The organism is Microbacterium schleiferi (assembly GCF_015565955.1).
Taxonomy (GTDB): domain Bacteria; phylum Actinomycetota; class Actinomycetes; order Actinomycetales; family Microbacteriaceae; genus Microbacterium; species Microbacterium schleiferi_A.
Genome location: NZ_CP064760.1, coordinates 1,213,122 through 1,230,681 on the forward strand (window position 1 = coordinate 1,213,122; position 17,560 = coordinate 1,230,681).

14 protein-coding genes and 1 pseudogene are annotated in these 17,560 nt (G+C 68.8%); 8 read left to right on the forward strand and 7 right to left on the reverse strand.

Annotated features, from left to right (window positions below; translation table 11 throughout):
• The first annotated feature begins 8 nt into the window (after positions 1–8).
• A complete protein-coding gene (locus IT882_RS05750) occupies positions 9–920 on the forward strand; it encodes a L,D-transpeptidase (protein ID WP_195693534.1) in 912 nt (303 codons plus the stop codon).
• A 29-nt stretch (positions 921–949) separates the two neighbouring features.
• Here IT882_RS05750 and IT882_RS05755 read toward each other — a convergent pair whose 3' ends face one another.
• From IT882_RS05755 to IT882_RS05765, 3 genes are all read right to left on the reverse strand, one after another.
• Positions 950–1,240, reverse strand: a complete 291-nt coding sequence (locus tag IT882_RS05755) for a hypothetical protein (RefSeq protein WP_195693535.1) — start codon at positions 1,238–1,240, stop codon at positions 950–952.
• Between the two features lie 115 nt (positions 1,241–1,355).
• The gene (locus IT882_RS05760; RefSeq protein WP_195693536.1) at positions 1,356–3,098 is read right to left on the reverse strand and encodes a DEAD/DEAH box helicase; all 1,743 of its coding nucleotides are present in this window, start codon (positions 3,096–3,098) and stop codon (positions 1,356–1,358) included.
• Positions 3,099–3,141: 43 nt separating this feature from the next.
• On the reverse strand, positions 3,142–3,696 hold the full coding sequence (locus tag IT882_RS05765) for a helix-turn-helix transcriptional regulator (protein WP_195693537.1): 555 nt from the start codon (positions 3,694–3,696) through the stop codon (positions 3,142–3,144).
• Positions 3,697–3,771: 75 nt separating this feature from the next.
• On the opposite strand from IT882_RS05765, the gene IT882_RS05770 reads away from it, so the two are divergent.
• From IT882_RS05770 to IT882_RS05785, 5 genes and pseudogenes are all read left to right on the forward strand, one after another.
• Positions 3,772–5,367, forward strand: a complete 1,596-nt coding sequence (locus IT882_RS05770) for a bifunctional NAD(P)/FAD-dependent oxidoreductase/class I SAM-dependent methyltransferase (RefSeq protein ID WP_195693538.1) — start codon at positions 3,772–3,774, stop codon at positions 5,365–5,367.
• A 161-nt stretch (positions 5,368–5,528) separates the two neighbouring features.
• Positions 5,529–5,945, forward strand: a complete 417-nt coding sequence (locus IT882_RS05775) for a DUF2809 domain-containing protein (protein WP_195693539.1) — start codon at positions 5,529–5,531, stop codon at positions 5,943–5,945.
• A 1,854-nt stretch (positions 5,946–7,799) separates the two neighbouring features.
• A pseudogene (locus IT882_RS16385) lies at positions 7,800–8,174 on the forward strand (EamA family transporter); the annotation flags it as partial.
• A 116-nt stretch (positions 8,175–8,290) separates the two neighbouring features.
• Positions 8,291–8,725, forward strand: coding sequence for an EamA family transporter (locus IT882_RS16390; RefSeq protein WP_229382379.1), 435 nt, complete (start codon positions 8,291–8,293; stop codon positions 8,723–8,725).
• 102 nt (positions 8,726–8,827) lie between these two features.
• Positions 8,828–9,421 carry a GntR family transcriptional regulator gene (locus IT882_RS05785; RefSeq protein ID WP_229382334.1) on the forward strand — a complete coding sequence of 198 codons (594 nt, stop codon included), beginning with the start codon at positions 8,828–8,830 and terminating at the stop codon, positions 9,419–9,421.
• Here the strand turns inward: IT882_RS05785 and IT882_RS05790 are convergent.
• From IT882_RS05790 to IT882_RS05800, 3 genes are all read right to left on the reverse strand, one after another.
• Positions 9,394–10,794 (reverse strand): CoA transferase, encoded by a 1,401-nt coding sequence (locus IT882_RS05790; RefSeq protein WP_195693540.1) that lies wholly within the window; start codon positions 10,792–10,794, stop codon positions 9,394–9,396. The two genes, IT882_RS05785 and IT882_RS05790, sit on opposite strands and share 28 nt — an antisense overlap.
• Positions 10,794–11,351 (reverse strand): RBBP9/YdeN family alpha/beta hydrolase, encoded by a 558-nt coding sequence (locus IT882_RS05795; protein WP_195693541.1) that lies wholly within the window; start codon positions 11,349–11,351, stop codon positions 10,794–10,796. The genes IT882_RS05790 and IT882_RS05795 overlap by 1 nt, the downstream gene beginning before the upstream one ends.
• A 99-nt stretch (positions 11,352–11,450) precedes the next feature.
• On the reverse strand, positions 11,451–12,182 hold the full coding sequence (locus IT882_RS05800; RefSeq protein ID WP_195693542.1) for a glutamine amidotransferase: 732 nt from the start codon (positions 12,180–12,182) through the stop codon (positions 11,451–11,453).
• Positions 12,183–12,331: 149 nt separating this feature from the next.
• Here IT882_RS05800 and IT882_RS05805 point away from each other — a divergent pair, with 149 nt between their 5' ends.
• Positions 12,332–14,836 (forward strand): glycogen/starch/alpha-glucan phosphorylase, encoded by a 2,505-nt coding sequence (locus IT882_RS05805; RefSeq protein ID WP_418887772.1) that lies wholly within the window; start codon positions 12,332–12,334, stop codon positions 14,834–14,836.
• A 33-nt stretch (positions 14,837–14,869) separates the two neighbouring features.
• Here IT882_RS05805 and IT882_RS05810 read toward each other — a convergent pair whose 3' ends face one another.
• Entirely contained in the window at positions 14,870–15,943 is a 1,074-nt protein-coding gene (locus IT882_RS05810; protein ID WP_195693543.1) for a winged helix DNA-binding domain-containing protein, read from the reverse strand.
• Between the two features lie 130 nt (positions 15,944–16,073).
• On the opposite strand from IT882_RS05810, the gene IT882_RS05815 reads away from it, so the two are divergent.
• On the forward strand, positions 16,074–17,423 hold the full coding sequence (locus tag IT882_RS05815; RefSeq protein ID WP_229382335.1) for an HNH endonuclease: 1,350 nt from the start codon (positions 16,074–16,076) through the stop codon (positions 17,421–17,423).
• Positions 17,424–17,560 lie beyond the last annotated feature (137 nt).

Below are 17,560 nucleotides of genomic sequence, written 5' to 3' on the forward strand. Positions count from 1 at the left end.
ATGGATGCATGGCCACGACGCGCACGCTCACCCGACGGAACGCGGGATGGATCGCGCTTGCTGTCGCCGGTGTCCTCGTCGCGGCGGCGCTCGTCATCGCATCGATCGTCGCGTCGTGGCGGGGCGAACCGCTCGCGGCAGCGCCGAGCCCCACACCCACGGCGACCGTCGAGCCCACACCAACGCCCACACCCACACTGATCGGGCCCGCCGCGGACACGACCGACTACGACCTCGCCGGACTCCCTGAGATTACCGTCTTCGCCGTCGTTCCCGAGCTGCCCGTCGACGACGATCCGTTCGGCGGGCTGACCGGCGTCGCCGCTCGAGCGGCAGGCGCCGCAGTCCCTGTTTTCGCCGAGCCCGGTGCAGCGCCGGTGGCGTCCCTCCCGCGTGACTATTACTACGACGGCACCGTGGTGCCGGTGATCGAGCAGTACGACGCATGGGTGAAGGTCATGCTTGTAGGCCGTCAGGCCTATCCCTCCGGGGGAAACTCCGGGCAACTGACCGGATGGCTCCGGACGCAGGATGTCGAGTTGACGGCACAAGAGGCGCTCGTCGAGGTCTCTCTCGGCGACCGCACCGTCGACATCGTTCGAGGCGGGGACCGGCAGCGCGTCGCCGCCGACTTCGGGTCCGGCGTGGAGGCGACCCCAACGCCCCTCGGTCGCTCCTTCATCATGACGGTGCGCACCGAGCCGACCTTCACCTACACGAGGGGCAACCCGATCACCTACCTGTCGGTGCAGAGTCCGACTCTCGACGGGTTCGACGGTGGCGATGTCGCCGTCACCGCCTTCCACTATCACGACACCCGTTCCGGTCGAGTGTCGAACGGATGCCTGCGCGTCGATGAAGCGGCAGCGCACGCGCTCTCAACACTTCCGCTTGGGACTCCGGTGATCATCCGCGAATGACGCTCTGGCGGATGCTGCGACTCCGCCGTTCAGGTCAGGCTGTGCGCTCCGTCGACGAGCTCACGCGTCCACTGCTTCATCTGTTCGCTCGGCTCGGTCTCATCGAAGCTGACCGCGATCCGATCCGACTGGAACCCATCCGTAACGGTCGTGAGGAACTGCTCGGCCTGCGCGTTCGACTCAAACCGATAGAAGTGTGCGTGGTCGGTGGTCCATGCTTCGAGGCATCCGTCGAGCCCAACACAGAGTGTGTCCGTTGCCTCTCGCGCGCCCGTGGTTGTGACGCTGTCGGGATTGGTGAGGAGGCCTGAGAGGTACACATGGCTGCGTGCCCAACCGGGGCACAACCGGCGGGGATGCCGGCCATGATTGACGCAAGGGCGATGGTCGCAACGGAGCGGGTGCGGTGGGCCATGGTCGGAGGCGTCCGTGCTCTCAACGGCGCGGCGGGCGGCCCTCGCGCTTAGCCGAGTTGCCGAAGCGGTCGGGCTTGAGTTCGATGAGCCTGCCGCTGATGCGGGTGTTCTCGAGGCGCTTCAGCGTGTCGCGCGGGAGATCCGCGGGCAGCTCGACGAGTGAGAAGTCCGGGCGGATCTGGATTGCGCCGAAGTCCTCGCGGCGAAGGCCCCCCTCGTTGGCTAGGGCTCCGACGATCTGGCGCGGCTCAACCTTCTGGCGCCGGCCGACGGAGATTCGGTAGGTCGTTCGCGGTCCGCCTCCGCCACGGGGGCCGCGATCGGAGCGTCCGTTGCGCTCACGTCCGCCGCGCCCGGACCGATCCTGCTCATCACGTGAGAACCGCTGCTCGGGTGCTGCATCCGGTTCGAGCAGCAGAGGCGTATCGCCCTGTGCGACGACGGCGAGCGCCGCCGCGACATCCGCCTCCGGAACATCGTGGTGCTCGACGTAGTGCGCGATGATGTCGCGGAAGATCCCGATCTGCGCCGGGTCCGCGAGCGCCGCCGTGATGGCGTCATCGAATCGCGTGAGTCGCGTTGCGTTGACATCGTCGACACTCGGCAGCTTCATCTCGGTCAGCGGCTGCCGCGTGGCTTTCTCGATCGAGGTCAGCATCCGACGTTCGCGAGGCGTCACGAAGCTGATCGCAGCTCCCGTGCGACCGGCGCGTCCCGTGCGTCCGACGCGGTGGACATACGACTCGGTGTCGATCGGCAGGTCGTAGTTGACGACGTGGCTGATGCGGTCGACGTCGAGGCCGCGGGCCGCGACATCCGTGGCGACAAGGATGTCGAGCTTGCCGCTCTTGAGCTGGTTCACCGTGCGCTCGCGCTGCGCCTGGGCGACGTCGCCGCTGATCGCGGCCGCCGTGTATCCGCGGGCGCGCAGCTTCTCAGCGAGGGTCTCGGTCTCGTTCTTGGTGCGCGTGAAGACGATCATGCCCTCGAAGTTCTCGACTTCGAGGATGCGCGTAAGGGCGTCGACTTTCTGTGGGTACGACACCATCAGATAGCGCTGCGTGATGTTGGCCGAAGTGGTGGTCTTGGTCTTGACCGTGATCTCGTCGGGATCGTTGAGATACTGCGCCGAGATGCGGCGGATCTGCGCGGGCATCGTCGCCGAGAAGAGGGCTACCTGCTTGGTGGCGGGCGTGTCGGCGAGGATCGTCTCGACATCCTCCGCGAAGCCCATCGTGAGCATCTCGTCGGCCTCGTCGAGCACGAGGTACTTCAGCTCAGACAGGTCGAGAGTGCGCTTCTCGAGGTGGTCCATGATGCGGCCCGGGGTGCCGACGACGATGTGCACGCCGCGGCGCAGCGCCGAGAGCTGCTGACCGTAGCCCTGTCCGCCGTACACAGGCAGCACGTGCACACCGCGCAGGTGCGACGCATACTTCTCGAACGCTTCGCACACCTGCAGGGCCAGCTCGCGGGTGGGTGCGAGCACGAGCGCCTGCGGGGTCTTCTGCGACAGGTCGAGCCGGGAGAGGATCGGCAGCGCGAACGCCGCGGTCTTTCCGGTGCCGGTCTGGGCGAGCCCGACCACGTCGCGTCCTGCCAGCAGGGGAGGGATGGTCGCGGCTTGGATGGCGGAAGGCGTCTCGTAGCCGACATCCTTCAGCGCCTTCATGACCGCGTCGTCGAGACCGAGGTCGGCAAAGGTGGGCTCGGATGCGAGGGGCTCGGCCTCGTCGGTCGCGTTATCGAGGGAAGAGGCCATAGGTGTGACGCTAGTCGCTCCGTGGGTTCGGCGCGATTCGGCCTCAGCGGTGCAGGTGCGCCCGCTGACCTTCGCGGTCGAACACCATGACGAGCTCTGCAGGCGCGTCGATGGCGCTGATCGCGTGGGGGGTCATGGTCGAGAACTCGGCAGCCTCACCCTGCGCGACCTCGATGCGTCGCTCGCCGAGCTGCAGCAGCACGCGGCCCTCGAGGACGAGGAACCAGTCGAAGCCAGGATGCACGCGTGTCGCCGGCACCTCGGGCTCGGGCTCGAGCCGCATCTTCATCGCCATCGTGCGGCCATCGATGCGATTGAGGGCCCACGTCGTCCGTGCGCCGTAGCTGCGCTGGGTCGGTCGGATGACGACATCATCGTCGTCTTCGGCGTGGAACAGATCGTCGAGGCTGATCTGCAGCGCCTCCGCGAGTGGCACAAGGACATCGATACTGAGCGCCCGTTTGCCGGTCTCGATGCGGCTGATCGTCGATGCGCTGAGATTGCTCCGTTCGGCGACCTCATCGAGCGAATACCCAAGGGTCGTCCGAACGCTGCGCAGCCGCATCCGTGCGAGCGCTTCCACATCGCTGGTCGCCATGGATCCAGCATCCGCCGCTCTTGCGAATTGCGCAAGGTGGTATCCACTTATGACAGGCGGCCGTACGCTCGTCGCATGGTCACCGACACCCCTCACGCGCACACCGCCGCCCCCGCCAGGACGCGTCGCTGCGATGTCGCCGTCATCGGCGGGTCTGCCGCAGGACTGGCGGGCGCCCTACAGCTGGCGCGGCAGCGCCGCTCGGTGATCGTCGTCGATGACGGCACGCCACGGAATGCGCCCGCCGACCACATGCACGGCTACCTCGGCCGCGAAAGCACTCCGCCCGCCGAGTTGCGCGCGATCGGCCGTGGGGAAGTGCGCTCGTACGGTGGGGAGGTTCTGTCGGGTCGCGTCGTCGATGTCTCCCGCGAGGGCGACCTGTTCCGCGTCGAGCTCTCGGGTGGGAGCGCGCTGCTCGCACGGCGTGTCCTCGTGGCGTCCGGACTCACCGACGTGCTTCCAGAGATCGACGGCCTTCGCGAGCGCTGGGGCCGTTCGGTCATCCACTGCCCCTTCTGCCACGGCTGGGAGGTGCGCGACCAGCGTGTCGTGCAGATCGTGACCGACCCTCTGAACCTGCACGCGACAGCCCTCATGAGGCACCTCACCGACCGTCTGTCGGTCGTGCTCCACGAGGGCGTCGATGCCCACGACACCGCTGTCCAGGCGCTCGAGGCGTCCGGTGTGCCCGTGCATGCGGCGGCGGTCGAACGCGTCACGGATGCCGACGGCGCTCTCCGCATCGAGCTGGAGGGCGGCGCGCACCTGGCGGCGGATGCGGTGCTGGTCGGTGCGCGATTCCAGGCGCGCGTCGAGGCGCTCGGCGGGCTGGGGCTCGGCGCCACCCCTCACCCGAGCGGCTGGGGGGACGTGCTCACGGCGGATGCCACGGGTCGTACCGCGGTCGAGGGCGTGTTCGCGGCGGGAAACGTCGTCGATCCCGCTGTGCAGGTGCTCCACGCCGCCGCGAACGGCAGCATGGTCGGCGCACAGATCGCCTTCAGCCTCGCCCACGAGGATCTTGCGGCAGGTTCCCGTCCCTCGGGCGTCGAGGCCGAGTGGGATGACCGCTATGGCGAGGGACAGATCTGGAGCGGTAATCCGAACGGCACTTTGGTCGCGGAGGTTTCGATGCTCGCTCCCGGCCGGGCGCTGGATGTCGGTGCGGGAGAGGGGGCAGATGCTCTCTGGCTCGCCGAGAACGGATGGCAGGTCACGGCATCCGATGTCTCGTCGCGCGCGCTCGATCGGATCCGGCAGGAGGCGCGGCGCCGCGGCCTCGACATACGCACGTGGCACGTCGACGCCAACAGCGTCCACCCGTACGCAGGGGAGACCTTCGATCTCGTCTCGCTGCAGTACGGCTCGTTCACGCGCACGCCTGATGGCCGCGGCGTGCGGAGCCTGCTCGAGGCGGTCGCTCCGGGCGGCACCCTCCTGGTCGTCTCGCACGACACGGCGTGGGCTCGCGACGCGGGCGATTCTGCCGAACACACCCGGATGTTCGACCCGGATGCTTACGTCGGCGTCACCGAGATCGCGGCGGCACTCGCCGCGGACGGGGGCTGGCGGATCGAGGTGCACGAGAAGAGGCCGCGTCCAGCGGGGGCAGCCAGCGGGGATCATGTCGAGGATGTCGTGCTGCGGGCCGTCCGCCTTGGGGGATGATCCGGAGCTGCTTGAGCGGTTCATCGACCCGTCCGAGATCGCCGCGCTCGTGGCATACCTGGCAAGTCCGCGCGCGTCGGCGACCAACGGTGCAGCGCTCCGGGCGGACGGGGCGTGCTCACGACGACGCTGTAGGTCGCGCTCCGGCCTACGGTGGACATATGGGAGATTCCGCCGGCGCCGGCCGCTGGGTCCTGATCCGACGGAGTGCATGCGCCGGGGCGCTGGCGGTGCTGGTGATCGCCGGCCTCGCGGTCCACACGATGCTGCCGGACACCGCGGGGACCGACATTGCGGGGGACGCGCTCTACGCGGCTGCGGTGTATGCGTTCGTTGCCGGGATCGCCGTGCGGCAGTCCCCGCTCGTTGTCGGAGCCATCGCCGTGACCTGGTGTGTGGGCATCGAGCTGTTTCAGCTCACGGGCCTGCCGCTCGCCGCCGGGGCGGCGTTCCCGCCCGCCATGCTCGTGCTCGGAACCGTCTTCGACCCCCGAGACCTTGTCGTATACGTGGTGACGATCGTCGCCGTGACCGCGACGGATGCGGGGATCGGACGCCTCCGGGACAAACGCCGCTGACGCTTCCCAGCCGCCGCCGCTAGCGTGGTGTGGATCTGGCCCTGGGCTGAGCGAGGTGTGGGAACGATTGCGCGTGCGGAGTTTCGTTGCGATCTGGTGGCGTGCTGTCACTGACGGCGCGTTCTTCAACCGGTGGAGCGCGCTCCTGTCATTCATCATGGCAGCCATCGTCGGTGTCCCGACCCTCGATGGCGCCTCGGTCGAAGGCTACCTGCGAGGCATGGTGGTCGGCGCCCTCGGATGGGTGGTGCTGGCAACGCTCGCGCTCCCGGCGGCGCTCGCAGAACGGCGGATGACGTCTCGGCCTGCTCGCGGCATCGTCGCGCTCGGGACCGTGGTTGTCCTGTGTGCCGTGCGAACCCCGCTCAACGAAGCGATCAGCTGGTGGCTCTGGGGCGCGGGCACGGCGGGCGTGCTGGGGCCGCGAGTGGTGACGAACATGGTCTCGGGCCTCGCGATGTTCTCACTCGTCGGCATCGCAGTCTCGGAGTACGGGCGTCGGCGGGCGATCGTGACACGCCTCGACACCGCGCTGGCCCCGATGCGGGCGCGTCTGGAGCGGGCGCACGATCAAGCAGGCGAGGTGGACGCCGTCCTCGCGGCGACGGCGCAGCGCCTTCGCGCGTCCCGCAACCTCATGCTCGCCCGCGCGGTCGATTTCGCGACCGTGCGGGCATACGCCGAGAAAGTGCGCCGCGAGAGTCACCTCCTCGAGGCGCGGGCCGACGAGGCCGACGCGTCGGTGCCCGTCCCCGACCCCACGTTTGCCAGACACGCGGAGCGGCGCCGCACCGTCTCGGAGCGCCTCATGCGACCGCCGCCGCTCGTGATCGCGGCCGTGTACGGCGTCGCGACTCTTCCGTTCTCGTTGTTCAACGGCGGGATCTGGGTCGCGGTTGCGGGACTCATCGGACTGGTCGCGATCGATCTGGCGGCCGGACTCGTCACGAGCAGGCTGCTTCCCCGGCCGGGCGCGGGGGCGCGTCCCGTGCTCTTCCTCCTCGTCTGGATGCTGGCGGGCGGCGCGGTCGCGGCCATGACGCTGACTCTGTTGCCGCACATCGGCCTGGTTGGGCTCGTCGGGATCATCGTGATCCCGGGGCTCGCCATCGTCGTATCCGTCTGCACCGACGCGTTGAGTGCAGCGCATCTGGCTGCACTGCGCTCGGAGCGGATGCTCGAAGCCGCGGCGCGCGACCTGGCTCTCGAGAGCGCGCGGGCATCCGACCCGCTGCGGCACGCGGTGGGCATCCTTCACGGTGGAGTGCAGGGGCAGTGCGTGATCCTCGCCGCGCAGGCCGACGAGCGTCAGCCCACCGTGGACGAGGTGGCGCAGTTTCGGGAGCGGACCGACGACGCTTTCGACCGGATGCAGGGGCCCGTCAGCGAGCTGGAGGTCGGACGTGGATCCCGCCACGGTCCGCTCGGCTCCCTCGGTCGTGTGATTGCAGCGTGGCGCGCCGTGCTCGACATCTCCTACACCACGACGCCCGACGCGCAGGCCGCACTGCGCGATAGTGAGACCGACGAGCGGGCTGCCGAGGTCGTGACGGAGGCTTTCGTCAACGCTGTCAAGCATTCCGGCGCCAGCCGAGCGACAGTGGCGCTCTTCTGCTCGGACACCGGGCGGGTTCGGGTTCGGGTGTCGTCACCGGGGATGCTCCCGGCGGTCGAGCGCCGGGCATCCGGGATCGGCACCCGACGGAATGACACCCGCATCTTCCAGTCCGACGCAGACGTCGTGCTCGAATCCCTCCTGCCCCGGGATCGGAGGAGTCGGCCGCGACCCCTGCGGCGGCCCACGACGCCAGCTCCTGAGCACGACGTTCGGGAACATTGTGTAACAATGTCAGGATGTCGGGGGTCGTCGCGGTGCTGCTTGCAGCACTCTGTTTCGCGACGACGGGGACTGCTCAGGCGCTCGCGGACGTCGAGGCGTCGCCGTTGTCGATCGGTGCCGCACGCATCCTGCTCGGCGGCGGCATCCTCGGCGCGATCGCACTCGCGACACGACCCCGGATGCCGCGCGCACCGGGTCTGGGTACTGCGGCGGCGCACCGCGCCCCCGCCTGGATCATCGTCGCCGTCGGCGTGGTAGGCGTCCTCGCCTACCAACCGGCCTTCTTCGCCGGCACCCGCCTAAACGGCGTGGCCGTCGGCACCGTCATCGCGCTCGGATCCGCGCCGATTGTCACGGGCGTCCTCGACGCGCTCATCCGTCGGCGGATGCCGACCGTGCGCTGGGCGGTGGCGACCGCGATCGCGCTCGTCGGCGTCGTGCTCGTCTCTGGACTGGTCGGCGGGGCGGCGCCACCGGAATCGGCCCTGTCGGCATCCTGGCGTCACTGGGCGCCGGTGCCTCCTACGCGCTCTACGCGCTCGCGAGCAAGCTCCTGCTCGACCGCGGATGGAGTTTCCAGGCGGCGATGGGAATCCTGTTCGGCGTGGCTGCCGTGGCGAGTGCGCCGCTCCTGGTCGCGACTGGCCCGGCCTGGCTCCTGACTCCAGAAGGTCTTGCCCTCGCGCTCTGGCTCGGTCTCGTCACGACCGCGGTCGCCTACCTCCTGTTCGGATGGGGCCTGCGGCGGCTTTCGCCGACGACGGTGGCGACCCTCACGCTCGCCGAGCCGCTCGGCGCGACGCTGCTGGGAGTATGGGTGCTGCACGAGCAGCTGACGGCGGTGTCCGCCGTCGGGCTCGCGGTACTGGCAGCGGGGCTGGTCGCGCTCTCGCTCCCGGTCGCTCGGAAGGAGACGACGGATGTCGCCTCGCCGCCGTGATCGCGACCCGGGACCCACCCAGGCCGCCGCCCTCGCCGAGGCGCTGCGAGCACGCATCCTCTCCGGCGCGATCGCCCCGGATTCCCCCTCCGTGAGGAGGACTTGGCAACGCGCCACCACGCGTCCCGGCACACAGTCCGGGCGGCGCTGCAGACCCTCGCCGCGGAACGCCTGGTCACGATCGCCCCGTACCGGGGTGCGCGCGTGGCCCATCTCGACGACGCCGCCGTCGGCGCACTGCAGGAGCTTCGCGGGGCGCTCGAAGCCGAGGCGGTGCGGCAGATCACGGAGCGCAGCGGAAGCCCGTGGCCGGATGCGGTCACTCATCCGGTTCGCGACGCGATTTGTCGTCTCGCGCTCGCCGAGGCATCCGGTGACTGGCTGGCCACGACGCGGGCGCACGCCGAGGTGCACCGTGTCATCGTCGAGGCGGCGGCGAGCCCGCGGATCTCCCAGGCCCACAGTCAGCTCGAGTCGGAGATCCTGTTGCTGCTCACGCACATCAGGCCGGATTATCCGGCGGGCTCACTCGCGCGCGAACACACGGTGTACCTCGACGAGGTGCAACGTTTCGGGGACGGGCCGTGCGCGCTCACCTGGCTCACTCCGCCGACCTCATCCGCGCTGCGCGCGCCGCCTCGTCTTGATGCGGCAGCGCTGGCGGTCCGTCACCACGCCGGATCCGCGGCCCCATAGGGGAAAAGGGGAGGACTCTCGAGCGGCGCGCCATTCCACACCGGTGCCGGTGCGGCACACCGGACCGACCCGCCGCCGGCGAGCGGGATCTGGACGGTGCGATCGCGCCACGACTCGTCTGGCGTGACCGGCGGGGCCTCGGATACCGGCGGTCGCGGCGCGTGCAGCAGCGTCTGCGCGACTCGCGCGAGCGACACGGCGACGTGAGATGCGGCGCCCGACAGATGCCGTGTCTCGAGCGCGTTCATGACGGCTGCCGCCAGCAGGTAACCGGCTGTGTGATCGAGGGCCTGCGCGGGGAGTGCGCCGGGGGCGGCATCCGTGCCGTGGAGCATCGTGATGCCCGAGACCGCCTGCACGATGCTGTCGAAGCCCCGCCTCCCCGCCCACGGGCCGGGGCCCCAAGCATCGACGGTGGCCGTGGTCAGGTGCGGCCAGCGCTCGCGGGCGCTCGCCGGGTCGAGCGCGAAGCCGGCGAGCGCGCCGGGGCGGTAGCCGGTCACGAGCACGTCGGCTTGCGCGAGAAGGGCATCCAGCGTGGCGCGGGAGTCCGGATCCGCGAGATCGAGGAGGGCTGATCCTTTTCCGGCGCCGGTATCCAGGAACTGCCAGTCGATCTCGGGCAGACGCGGACTGTCGATACGCAGCACGTCGGCCCCGAAGAGCGCGAGCGTCCGGGTGCAGACGGGTCCTGCGATCACACGCGTCAGATCGAGCACCCGGATGCCTGCGAGGGGGAGTCGCGATGTCAGATCCGGCAGCGGCGATGCTCCCGCGTCCGTGACATTGCGGCGCACGAGCGGATGTTCGCGCACCGCGTGCGCGTGCGGATGGGTACGCCACTCCTCTTCGGTGCGGACGCGGCCGATGATTGCGCCTTCGTCGGCAGCGCGCTCTTCCCAGTGCGCGCCTGTCGCCTTGCGCAGCGCAGCAGCGACCTGTTCCTTGCCCGCGTCGGCGCCAAGTCCCAGCACACGACGCAGCGCCGCCGCGTGGTGCGGGTAGTTCCCGTGGGTTCTGACCCAGCCGTCTGCGGTCTCGAAGAGACCGGATGCCGGTGCCCAGCCATCCGGTCTCTCGCCGTTCCAGGTAAAGACCTGCTCGCTGCGGTACGCCGCAGTCAGGCGCGGTCCGTCGAGCACGACGGGGGCGAGGCGCTCCACGTCGGCTTCGTGTCCCGACGCACGCACAGACTCGAGGGAGGCGGCGGCAAGCGACGCGGTTCCGACCGCGGCGAGAGCGAGATCATCAACGGGCAGCGGTGACGGCAACGTCACCGGACCCGCCGGCGGTCGCAGCGCGGCGACGAGTTCAGCGCGGCCGGTCGCTGCCGAGACGAGCTCCGTAGCGAGCGGATCGAACGACGCGGTCATCACCGTCCGCCCTCGAGGTCGCCGATGAAGCTGCGAAGAAGGTCGAGTCCCTCGGGCCACGGCCCATGACCGCTCAGGACGTTGATGTGTCCGGCGTCGCCGATATCGATCTGACGTGCACCCCAGCGCTTGCAGATGTCGGGGGAGCGGTCGGCGGGGCAGTAGGGGTCGGTGGGGCTGGTCACGGCGACCGTCGGAATCGGCGGGGGATCGAGGGTCGCGGTGGCGGCCCCGAAGCTCAACACCTCGGTCGGGAACGACGGCGCATCCGGATCGGGCGGAGCGACGAGAAAGACTCCCCGCACGCGCTCGGGGGAGTGCGCCGCGAACGCCAGCGCGGTGAGGCACCCCAGACTATGGGCAACCAGGACCACCGGCTCACCGGCTGCCTGCACGGCGGCGCCGACGGCGCGGTCCCAGGCCTCGAAGTCGGGTTCGTCCCACGACGCCGGGGCGCTTCGCACCCAGGACGGGTGCTGCGCTTCCCAGATCGACTGCCAGTGTCCGGGTGATGAACCGCCGAGCCCTGGAACCACGACAACCGAAGCATCCTGCATCGCTCTCCTCTTTCGTGATGGCTGGCGCCCATTCAACCGATCAGGTCGCGCGGCGAGTAGAGCCAATGCGCCCCCGCTGGCTCTACGCCCTCGCCCCGGTCAGCGGGCGTAGCGTTCGACGAACGTGCGCAGCATGCGGCTCGGATGCAGCACCTCGCGTGCGCGGACCGCAGCCAGGGGGACATGCACCTCGGTCGGCGCAAAGTATCCGTAGCCGGTGTAGGCGTGGATGCGCGCGGTGATGCCGTTCACGTCGAGCTCGGGGTGGAACTGCGTAGCGTAGATGTTCGTTCCGACCCGGAACATCTGCACGGGGCACGAGGCGGATGACGCCAATAACGTCGCCGAGGCCGGGAGCGAGCGCATCGCTTCCTTGTGCCCGACGAAGGCATCGAAGCGAGGTGGGATGCCGGCCAGCAGCGGATCGCTGATCCCGGCATCCGTCAGCGACACTTCGACGACGCCGACCGGCTCACCGTAGGTGCGGTCGATAACGGCGCCCTGGTGAGCCCCGACCGTGCCGACGCCGTAGCAGGCCCCGAGAAACGGGAAGTCGCGCGCGACGACCTGGTCGAGGAGCGCATTGAACTCAGCTTCAACGCGTCGCTGCACGGCGGACTTCTGCTCGATCGGATCCGACGCATTGAACGGTCCGCCGCCGACGAAGATCCCAGACAGGTCGTCGAGGTCGAGCTCGGGCATCGGGCCTGCTTCAAGTCGCACCCGTCGCAGCTCGGACTCGGTGAGACCGGTGTAGCGCAGGAAGAGTTCGTACTCCTCGTTGGCCGGGCCGTCCTCGGCGCGGGTCGCCAGCAGGATGAACGGCTTCATCCGCTCAGCTTAAGCGCCGCAATGCCGCATTCATCCTGCAATCGGCTCGCACCCGACTGCGCGGCGCGATTCGTGACGGGTGTGTAAACCTCCCGTGGCGATCGGTGGATGAAGATGATTCGCTCCGCGCGACTCGGTATCTTCGTGACGTGCCCGACACACAGAACCCTGACGCGCCCCTGCGCCCCACCCACCCCCTCGCTCTTGCTCCCGTGATCTCGCCACCCGCGTCGGTGGACGGATTCGTCAAGCAGTTTCTTGCGAACCTGAACTTCGATCAGGGCGTCTCGCTGTCGGCATCCGATGCCAACGACCAGTACCTCGCGCTGGCGGGAACCGTGCGCGATTACCTCATGGCGCGGTGGCTCGAAGACCAGACGCGGCAGCGCGAGCAGCAGGCCAAGACGGTCTGCTACCTCTCGGCGGAGTATCTGCTGGGCAAGCAGCTCGACAACAATCTGCTCGCGGCGCGTCTGGGGGAGATCGCCACGGACGCTCTCGAGCAGTGCGGCATCTCGATGGATGACATGCGCGAGGTCGAGGTCGAACCCGGCCTCGGTAACGGCGGGCTCGGGCGTCTGGCTGCCTGCTTCATCGATTCGCTCGCCACCATGAGTGTGCCGACGATCGGGTACGGCATCCGCTACGAGTACGGGATCTTCCGGCAGACCTTCGTCGATGGTCAGCAGGTCGAGCAGCCGGATGCCTGGCTGCGCATGGGCTCGCCGTGGGAGTTCCCGCACCCCGAGGCCGCGCAGACGATCTCGTTCGGTGGCCGCACCGAGACGTACGACGACGAGGGCGTCACGCGCACGCGCTGGATTCCGGACTGGAACGTGCTCGCGGTGCCGTACAACATGATGGTTCCCGGGTACCACAACGGCCGGGTCAACACCCTCCGGCTATGGCGGGCGGCGGCGACCAACGCGTTCGATCTGCGCATCTTCAACTCCGGCGACTACGAAGAGTCGGTGCGCGCGCAGACCTTCGCCGAGAACATCTCGAAGGTGCTCTATCCCGAGGACTCCACGCCCCAGGGCAAGGAGCTGCGCCTGCAGCAGCAGTACTTCTTTGTCGCGGCATCCATCAACGACTTCCTCGACAGGGTGCTGCCCGAGGGGTTCGATCTTGAGAAGCTGCCCGATCGGGTGATCTTCCAGCTCAACGACACGCACCCCGTGATCGGCGTGCCCGAGCTCATGCGCGTGCTCGTTGACGAGCGGGGCATGGAGTGGGAGGACGCGTGGGCGATCACCCAGAAGTGCTTCGCCTACACCTGCCACACGCTGCTGCCCGAGGCCCTCGAGGTCTGGTCGGTCGACCTTCTCGGCCGGCTGCTACCGCGCCACCTCGAGATCATCTACCGCATCAACGACGACTTCCTCGAGGAGGTGCGTGAGAAGTTCGGCGACGACATGATGCGCATCCGCAACATGTCGATCATCGGTGAGCACCCGTACCGCTCGGTGCGGATGGCGTACCTCGCCACCGTCGCGGGCGCGAAGGTCAACGGTGTCGCCGAACTGCACTCACAGCTCCTCCGCGACAAGGTGCTGCACGAGTTCGCCGAGATGTACCCCGACAAGTTCACGAACGTCACCAACGGGGTCACGCCGCGCCGCTTCATCCGTTTGGCCAACCCGTCGCTCGCGAGCCTCATCACCGAAGCGCTCGGCGCCGGCTGGACCGTTGACCTCGAGCGTCTCCGCGGGCTCGAAGCGCTCGCCGAGGATCCGGAGTTCCGCGAGCGCTTCGCTGCGGTCAAGGCGGGCAACAAGCGTCGCTTGAGCGACGTCCTGGAGCGTCGGGACGGCGTCACGATCGACGACAACCACCTGCTGGATGTCATGGTCAAGCGTCTGCACGAATACAAGCGACAGACCCTCAAGGTGCTGCACATCGTCACCGAGTACGAGAGCATCATCTCGGGCAAGGTCGCCGCCGCCGACATCCAGCCGCGCACCTTCATCTTCGGGGCGAAGGCTGCGCCCGGCTACGCGATGGCCAAGCGCATCATCCACCTGATCAACTCGGTCGCGTCGGTCGTGAACAACGACCCGCGCGTCGAGGGGCGCCTCAAGGTCGTTTTCCCGCCGAACTACAACGTGACCCTCGCTGAGAGCATCATCCCGGCAGCCGACCTGTCGGAGCAGATTTCGCTCGCCGGTAAGGAAGCTTCGGGCACGGGGAACATGAAGCTCGCCCTCAACGGCGCGCTCACGATCGGCACGGATGACGGCGCCAACGTCGAGATCCGCCAGCTCGTCGGTGACGATAACTTCTTCCTCTTCGGCATGTCCGAGCCCGAGGTTGAGGCGCTGTGGGCCAAGGGCTACAAACCGGCCGACTTCTACCAGGCCGACCCGCAGCTGCGCGCCGCGATGGACCTCATCGCCTCGGGGGCGTTCTCGGGCGGCGACAGGACGGTTTTCGAGCCGGTCGTTTCGAACCTGCTCTACGACGACCGGTTCATGGTTCTCGCCGACTACGCCTCCTACATCGAGGCGCAGAAGCGTGTCGATCTCGCGTATGCGGATCAGGATGCCTGGACTCGCTCGGCGATCCTCAACATCGCCCGCAGTGGGTTCTTCTCATCCGACCGCTCGATGCGGGACTACCTCGACCGGATCTGGCACGCGCGACCGCTGCTCTGAGGGCCGCCGCGGCGGCCGCCGCGGCGGCTCCCGTCAGTCGTGCGGCCACGCGGTCAGCGCGTCGTCGATGAGGGTGGCCGTGCGCGTGGACACCGGCTCGATGAGCTCAACCACCGGCGTTCGGATCTGCGCGCTCCGGGGTGCTGAGAAGCGCCACGTGCCCACGACGACCCCCTCAACGAGCACGGCAGGGCGGAAGACCCCGTTCTTGCCGGGAACGAGGGCCTCGAACATCGCGTCGGAGGCGACGAGAGACCGGTCGGCGTAGCCGAGGATCCACTCGTCGAACGCGGGTACGAGGGTTACTGTCTCGGTGGGTTCCGGCCGACTCGTGTCGGCTGACGCGGATGTCTCGGCATCCACGTACACGGGCTTCTCGCCGAGCTGTGCCTGCTCGATTCCGTCGATGGATGCCGCGGCTGTGCGCAGGCCGGTCTTGGGGAGTTTCGTCCACCAGGCCAGGTCATCGAGGGTCACCGGACCGCGCGCGGTGACGTACCCGGCGATAACGCGGGCGAGGGCGGCATCCGTGTCTGTCTCGCTCGGGGTCGCGGTGCGGGTGAGGAACTGCTCGGACCCACCGGCAGTGAAGGCGCCCCAGTGCGCGTGCCCGCTGATGCACAGGTGAACGAGCAGGTGGTAGCCGCGTCCGCCGTCGGTCGGGATTCCGGCATCCTCCCAGGTGGCAAGCATGTCAGCACGACGCTGCGGGGCGCGCTCGAGTGCCGCAACGGCGACCTCGTGCGCGCGGTCGATCGTGGCGTCATCCAACTCGAGCTGCTCGCGCCGGCGCGCCATCGACTGCAGCGTTCTCGTGCCGGTCAGGGCGAGGAGGGATGCCAGGTGCTTCGGCGTTGTTGCGAACAGCGTGCCGCGCATCGGCCACGACCGCACGAGGGCACCGCTGTCGAACGCGTCACGCACATCGGCGACGGTCGTCCCTGGAGCCGAGCGAAGAGCAATTGCACGCAGCACGGCAGGAAGGTCTTGGCCCTGCAGCGCGATCGCGCGGTCGACGACCTCCTGCGGGGAGTGCGCCGAACCGCCGAGCAGCTGAGCCCGGTGGCGCAATCCCCGCGCCTGGTCGGGGGAGAGGGATGCCGTCATGTCGATCACCGTAGCGCCAGCCACCCCCATGCTGGAGGGATTCGCGGAGGCGAGGGTGCCGCATGTTTTGGCACGGGCGCAGCGCGACGTGACCGGTTTCAATGTCGGAACCCCCTCGTAGTGTCGGGGTATGGAATCGATCGGTGTCGGGGGCGCGGGCGAGTGGCCCGAGGTGCCGGATGCTGTCGGTTTCGTGCGCGAGTCGGATGTGCGGGAGTGGGATGGTGAGGCCGGGTGGGTGCCACCCCGGCCGGACGCTGTCGCCCTCGTGGCGGAGGCCGCTGATTTGGAGGCGGTGTTCGCCGCGCAACGCTTCGCCCGGGTCGATGATCTTCGCCTTGAGGCGTTGGATGATGTCACCCGGTATGGGGTTGGGTCGCGGGAGCTGGTGATGCGCTCCCTGCGCCTGGAGTTGGCGTCTGCTCTGCGGGTCACGGAGAACGCGGCGGGGATGATGCTTGCCCGGGCCGAGTCTCTCGTGCACGCGTACCCGACAGTGTTGGAGTCCCTCTCGCATGCGGGTGTGACGGTGCGGCATGCGGAGATCCTTGTCGATGACCTGGATGTTCTGGACCCGGTGGTTGCGCAGGGTCTTGTGGGGCGGGCGTTGGACCTGGCGCAGTCGTTGCCGGTGGGGTCGTTTCGGCGGGCGCTACGCCGCATGATCGACCGGGAAGCCGCCCCGACCCTGACCGAGCGTCACCAGGTGGCGGTGCGGGCCCGTCGGATCCTGGTGGAACCTGCCGCGGATGAGATGTCGTGGGTGCACGCTTTGGTTCCGTCGGTAGAGGCGCACGCGATCTATACCCGGGTCACTCAGCAGGCTGTTGTGATCCGTGACCACGACCGGGGTGTCGCACGCGGCGGCTCGCCGGACGGCTCGGGGGAGCGGAGTCTGGATGAGATCCGTGCTGACGTGTTCTGCGACCTCCTCATCGATGGGACCGCGAAACAGCACCCGGAAGGGGCTCGGGGGATCCGCGCAACTGTGGTGGTCACCGTCCCCGCCCTCGCGCTGCTCGGCGTCGAGGGTGTGGCCGATCCGGCGGAGGTGGAAGGGGTTGGTCCGATCCCGATCGAGCGGGCCCGGGAACTGGCGCGTGGCGCGTCGGGGTGGATGCGGGTGCTGACCCACCCGGAGACCGGCGCCGTGGTCAGCGTGGGACGCACCCGGTACCGACCACCACCGGAGCTGGTGAAGCTCGTGATGTGGCGGGCTGACCGGTGTATGGGGCCGGGGTGCGGGAAACCTGCCTCCCAATGCCAGATCGACCATACGGTCGCATGGGCGGACGGCGGTGAAACATCCGTCACGAACACGGCACCGCTGTGCCAAGGACACCACACGGTCAAGCACCACGGCGGGTGGGTGATCACCCACCGCGACGACGGGTCCCTGGAATGGATATCCCCGCACGGGCGGCGCTACATCGTGAAGCCCGAGCGACACCTTCCCACCTTCTACCCCAACGCCGCCTGAGCGTGCCGGGCGCCGTGTGATCCAGGTCGACGCGGCGCAGCAGCCGGGAAGGTCCTTGGGCGAGAGCGTCAACTGAACCGCCGCGTCGCCCCAGCGGCGGGGACACCGCTGTGGCTGGATGCCGGCGAACCGGTCCT

Excerpts from the sequence above, each read along its gene's own strand:
- IT882_RS05770 (WP_195693538.1), top strand. The coding sequence starts at position 3,772 with ATGGTCACCGACACCCCTCACGCGCACACCGCCGCCCCCGCCAGGACG.
- IT882_RS05810 (WP_195693543.1), bottom strand. The coding sequence starts at position 15,943 with ATGACGGCATCCCTCTCCCCCGACCAGGCGCGGGGATTGCGCCACCGG.
- IT882_RS05815 (WP_229382335.1), top strand. The coding sequence starts at position 16,074 with ATGGAATCGATCGGTGTCGGGGGCGCGGGCGAGTGGCCCGAGGTGCCG.
- IT882_RS05750 (WP_195693534.1), top strand. The coding sequence starts at position 9 with ATGGCCACGACGCGCACGCTCACCCGACGGAACGCGGGATGGATCGCG.
- IT882_RS05765 (WP_195693537.1), bottom strand. The coding sequence starts at position 3,696 with ATGGCGACCAGCGATGTGGAAGCGCTCGCACGGATGCGGCTGCGCAGC.
- IT882_RS05800 (WP_195693542.1), bottom strand. The coding sequence starts at position 12,182 with ATGAAGCCGTTCATCCTGCTGGCGACCCGCGCCGAGGACGGCCCGGCC.
- IT882_RS05760 (WP_195693536.1), bottom strand. The coding sequence starts at position 3,098 with ATGGCCTCTTCCCTCGATAACGCGACCGACGAGGCCGAGCCCCTCGCA.
- IT882_RS05790 (WP_195693540.1), bottom strand. The coding sequence starts at position 10,794 with ATGACCGCGTCGTTCGATCCGCTCGCTACGGAGCTCGTCTCGGCAGCG.
- IT882_RS05795 (WP_195693541.1), bottom strand. The coding sequence starts at position 11,351 with ATGCAGGATGCTTCGGTTGTCGTGGTTCCAGGGCTCGGCGGTTCATCA.
- IT882_RS05775 (WP_195693539.1), top strand. The coding sequence starts at position 5,529 with ATGGGAGATTCCGCCGGCGCCGGCCGCTGGGTCCTGATCCGACGGAGT.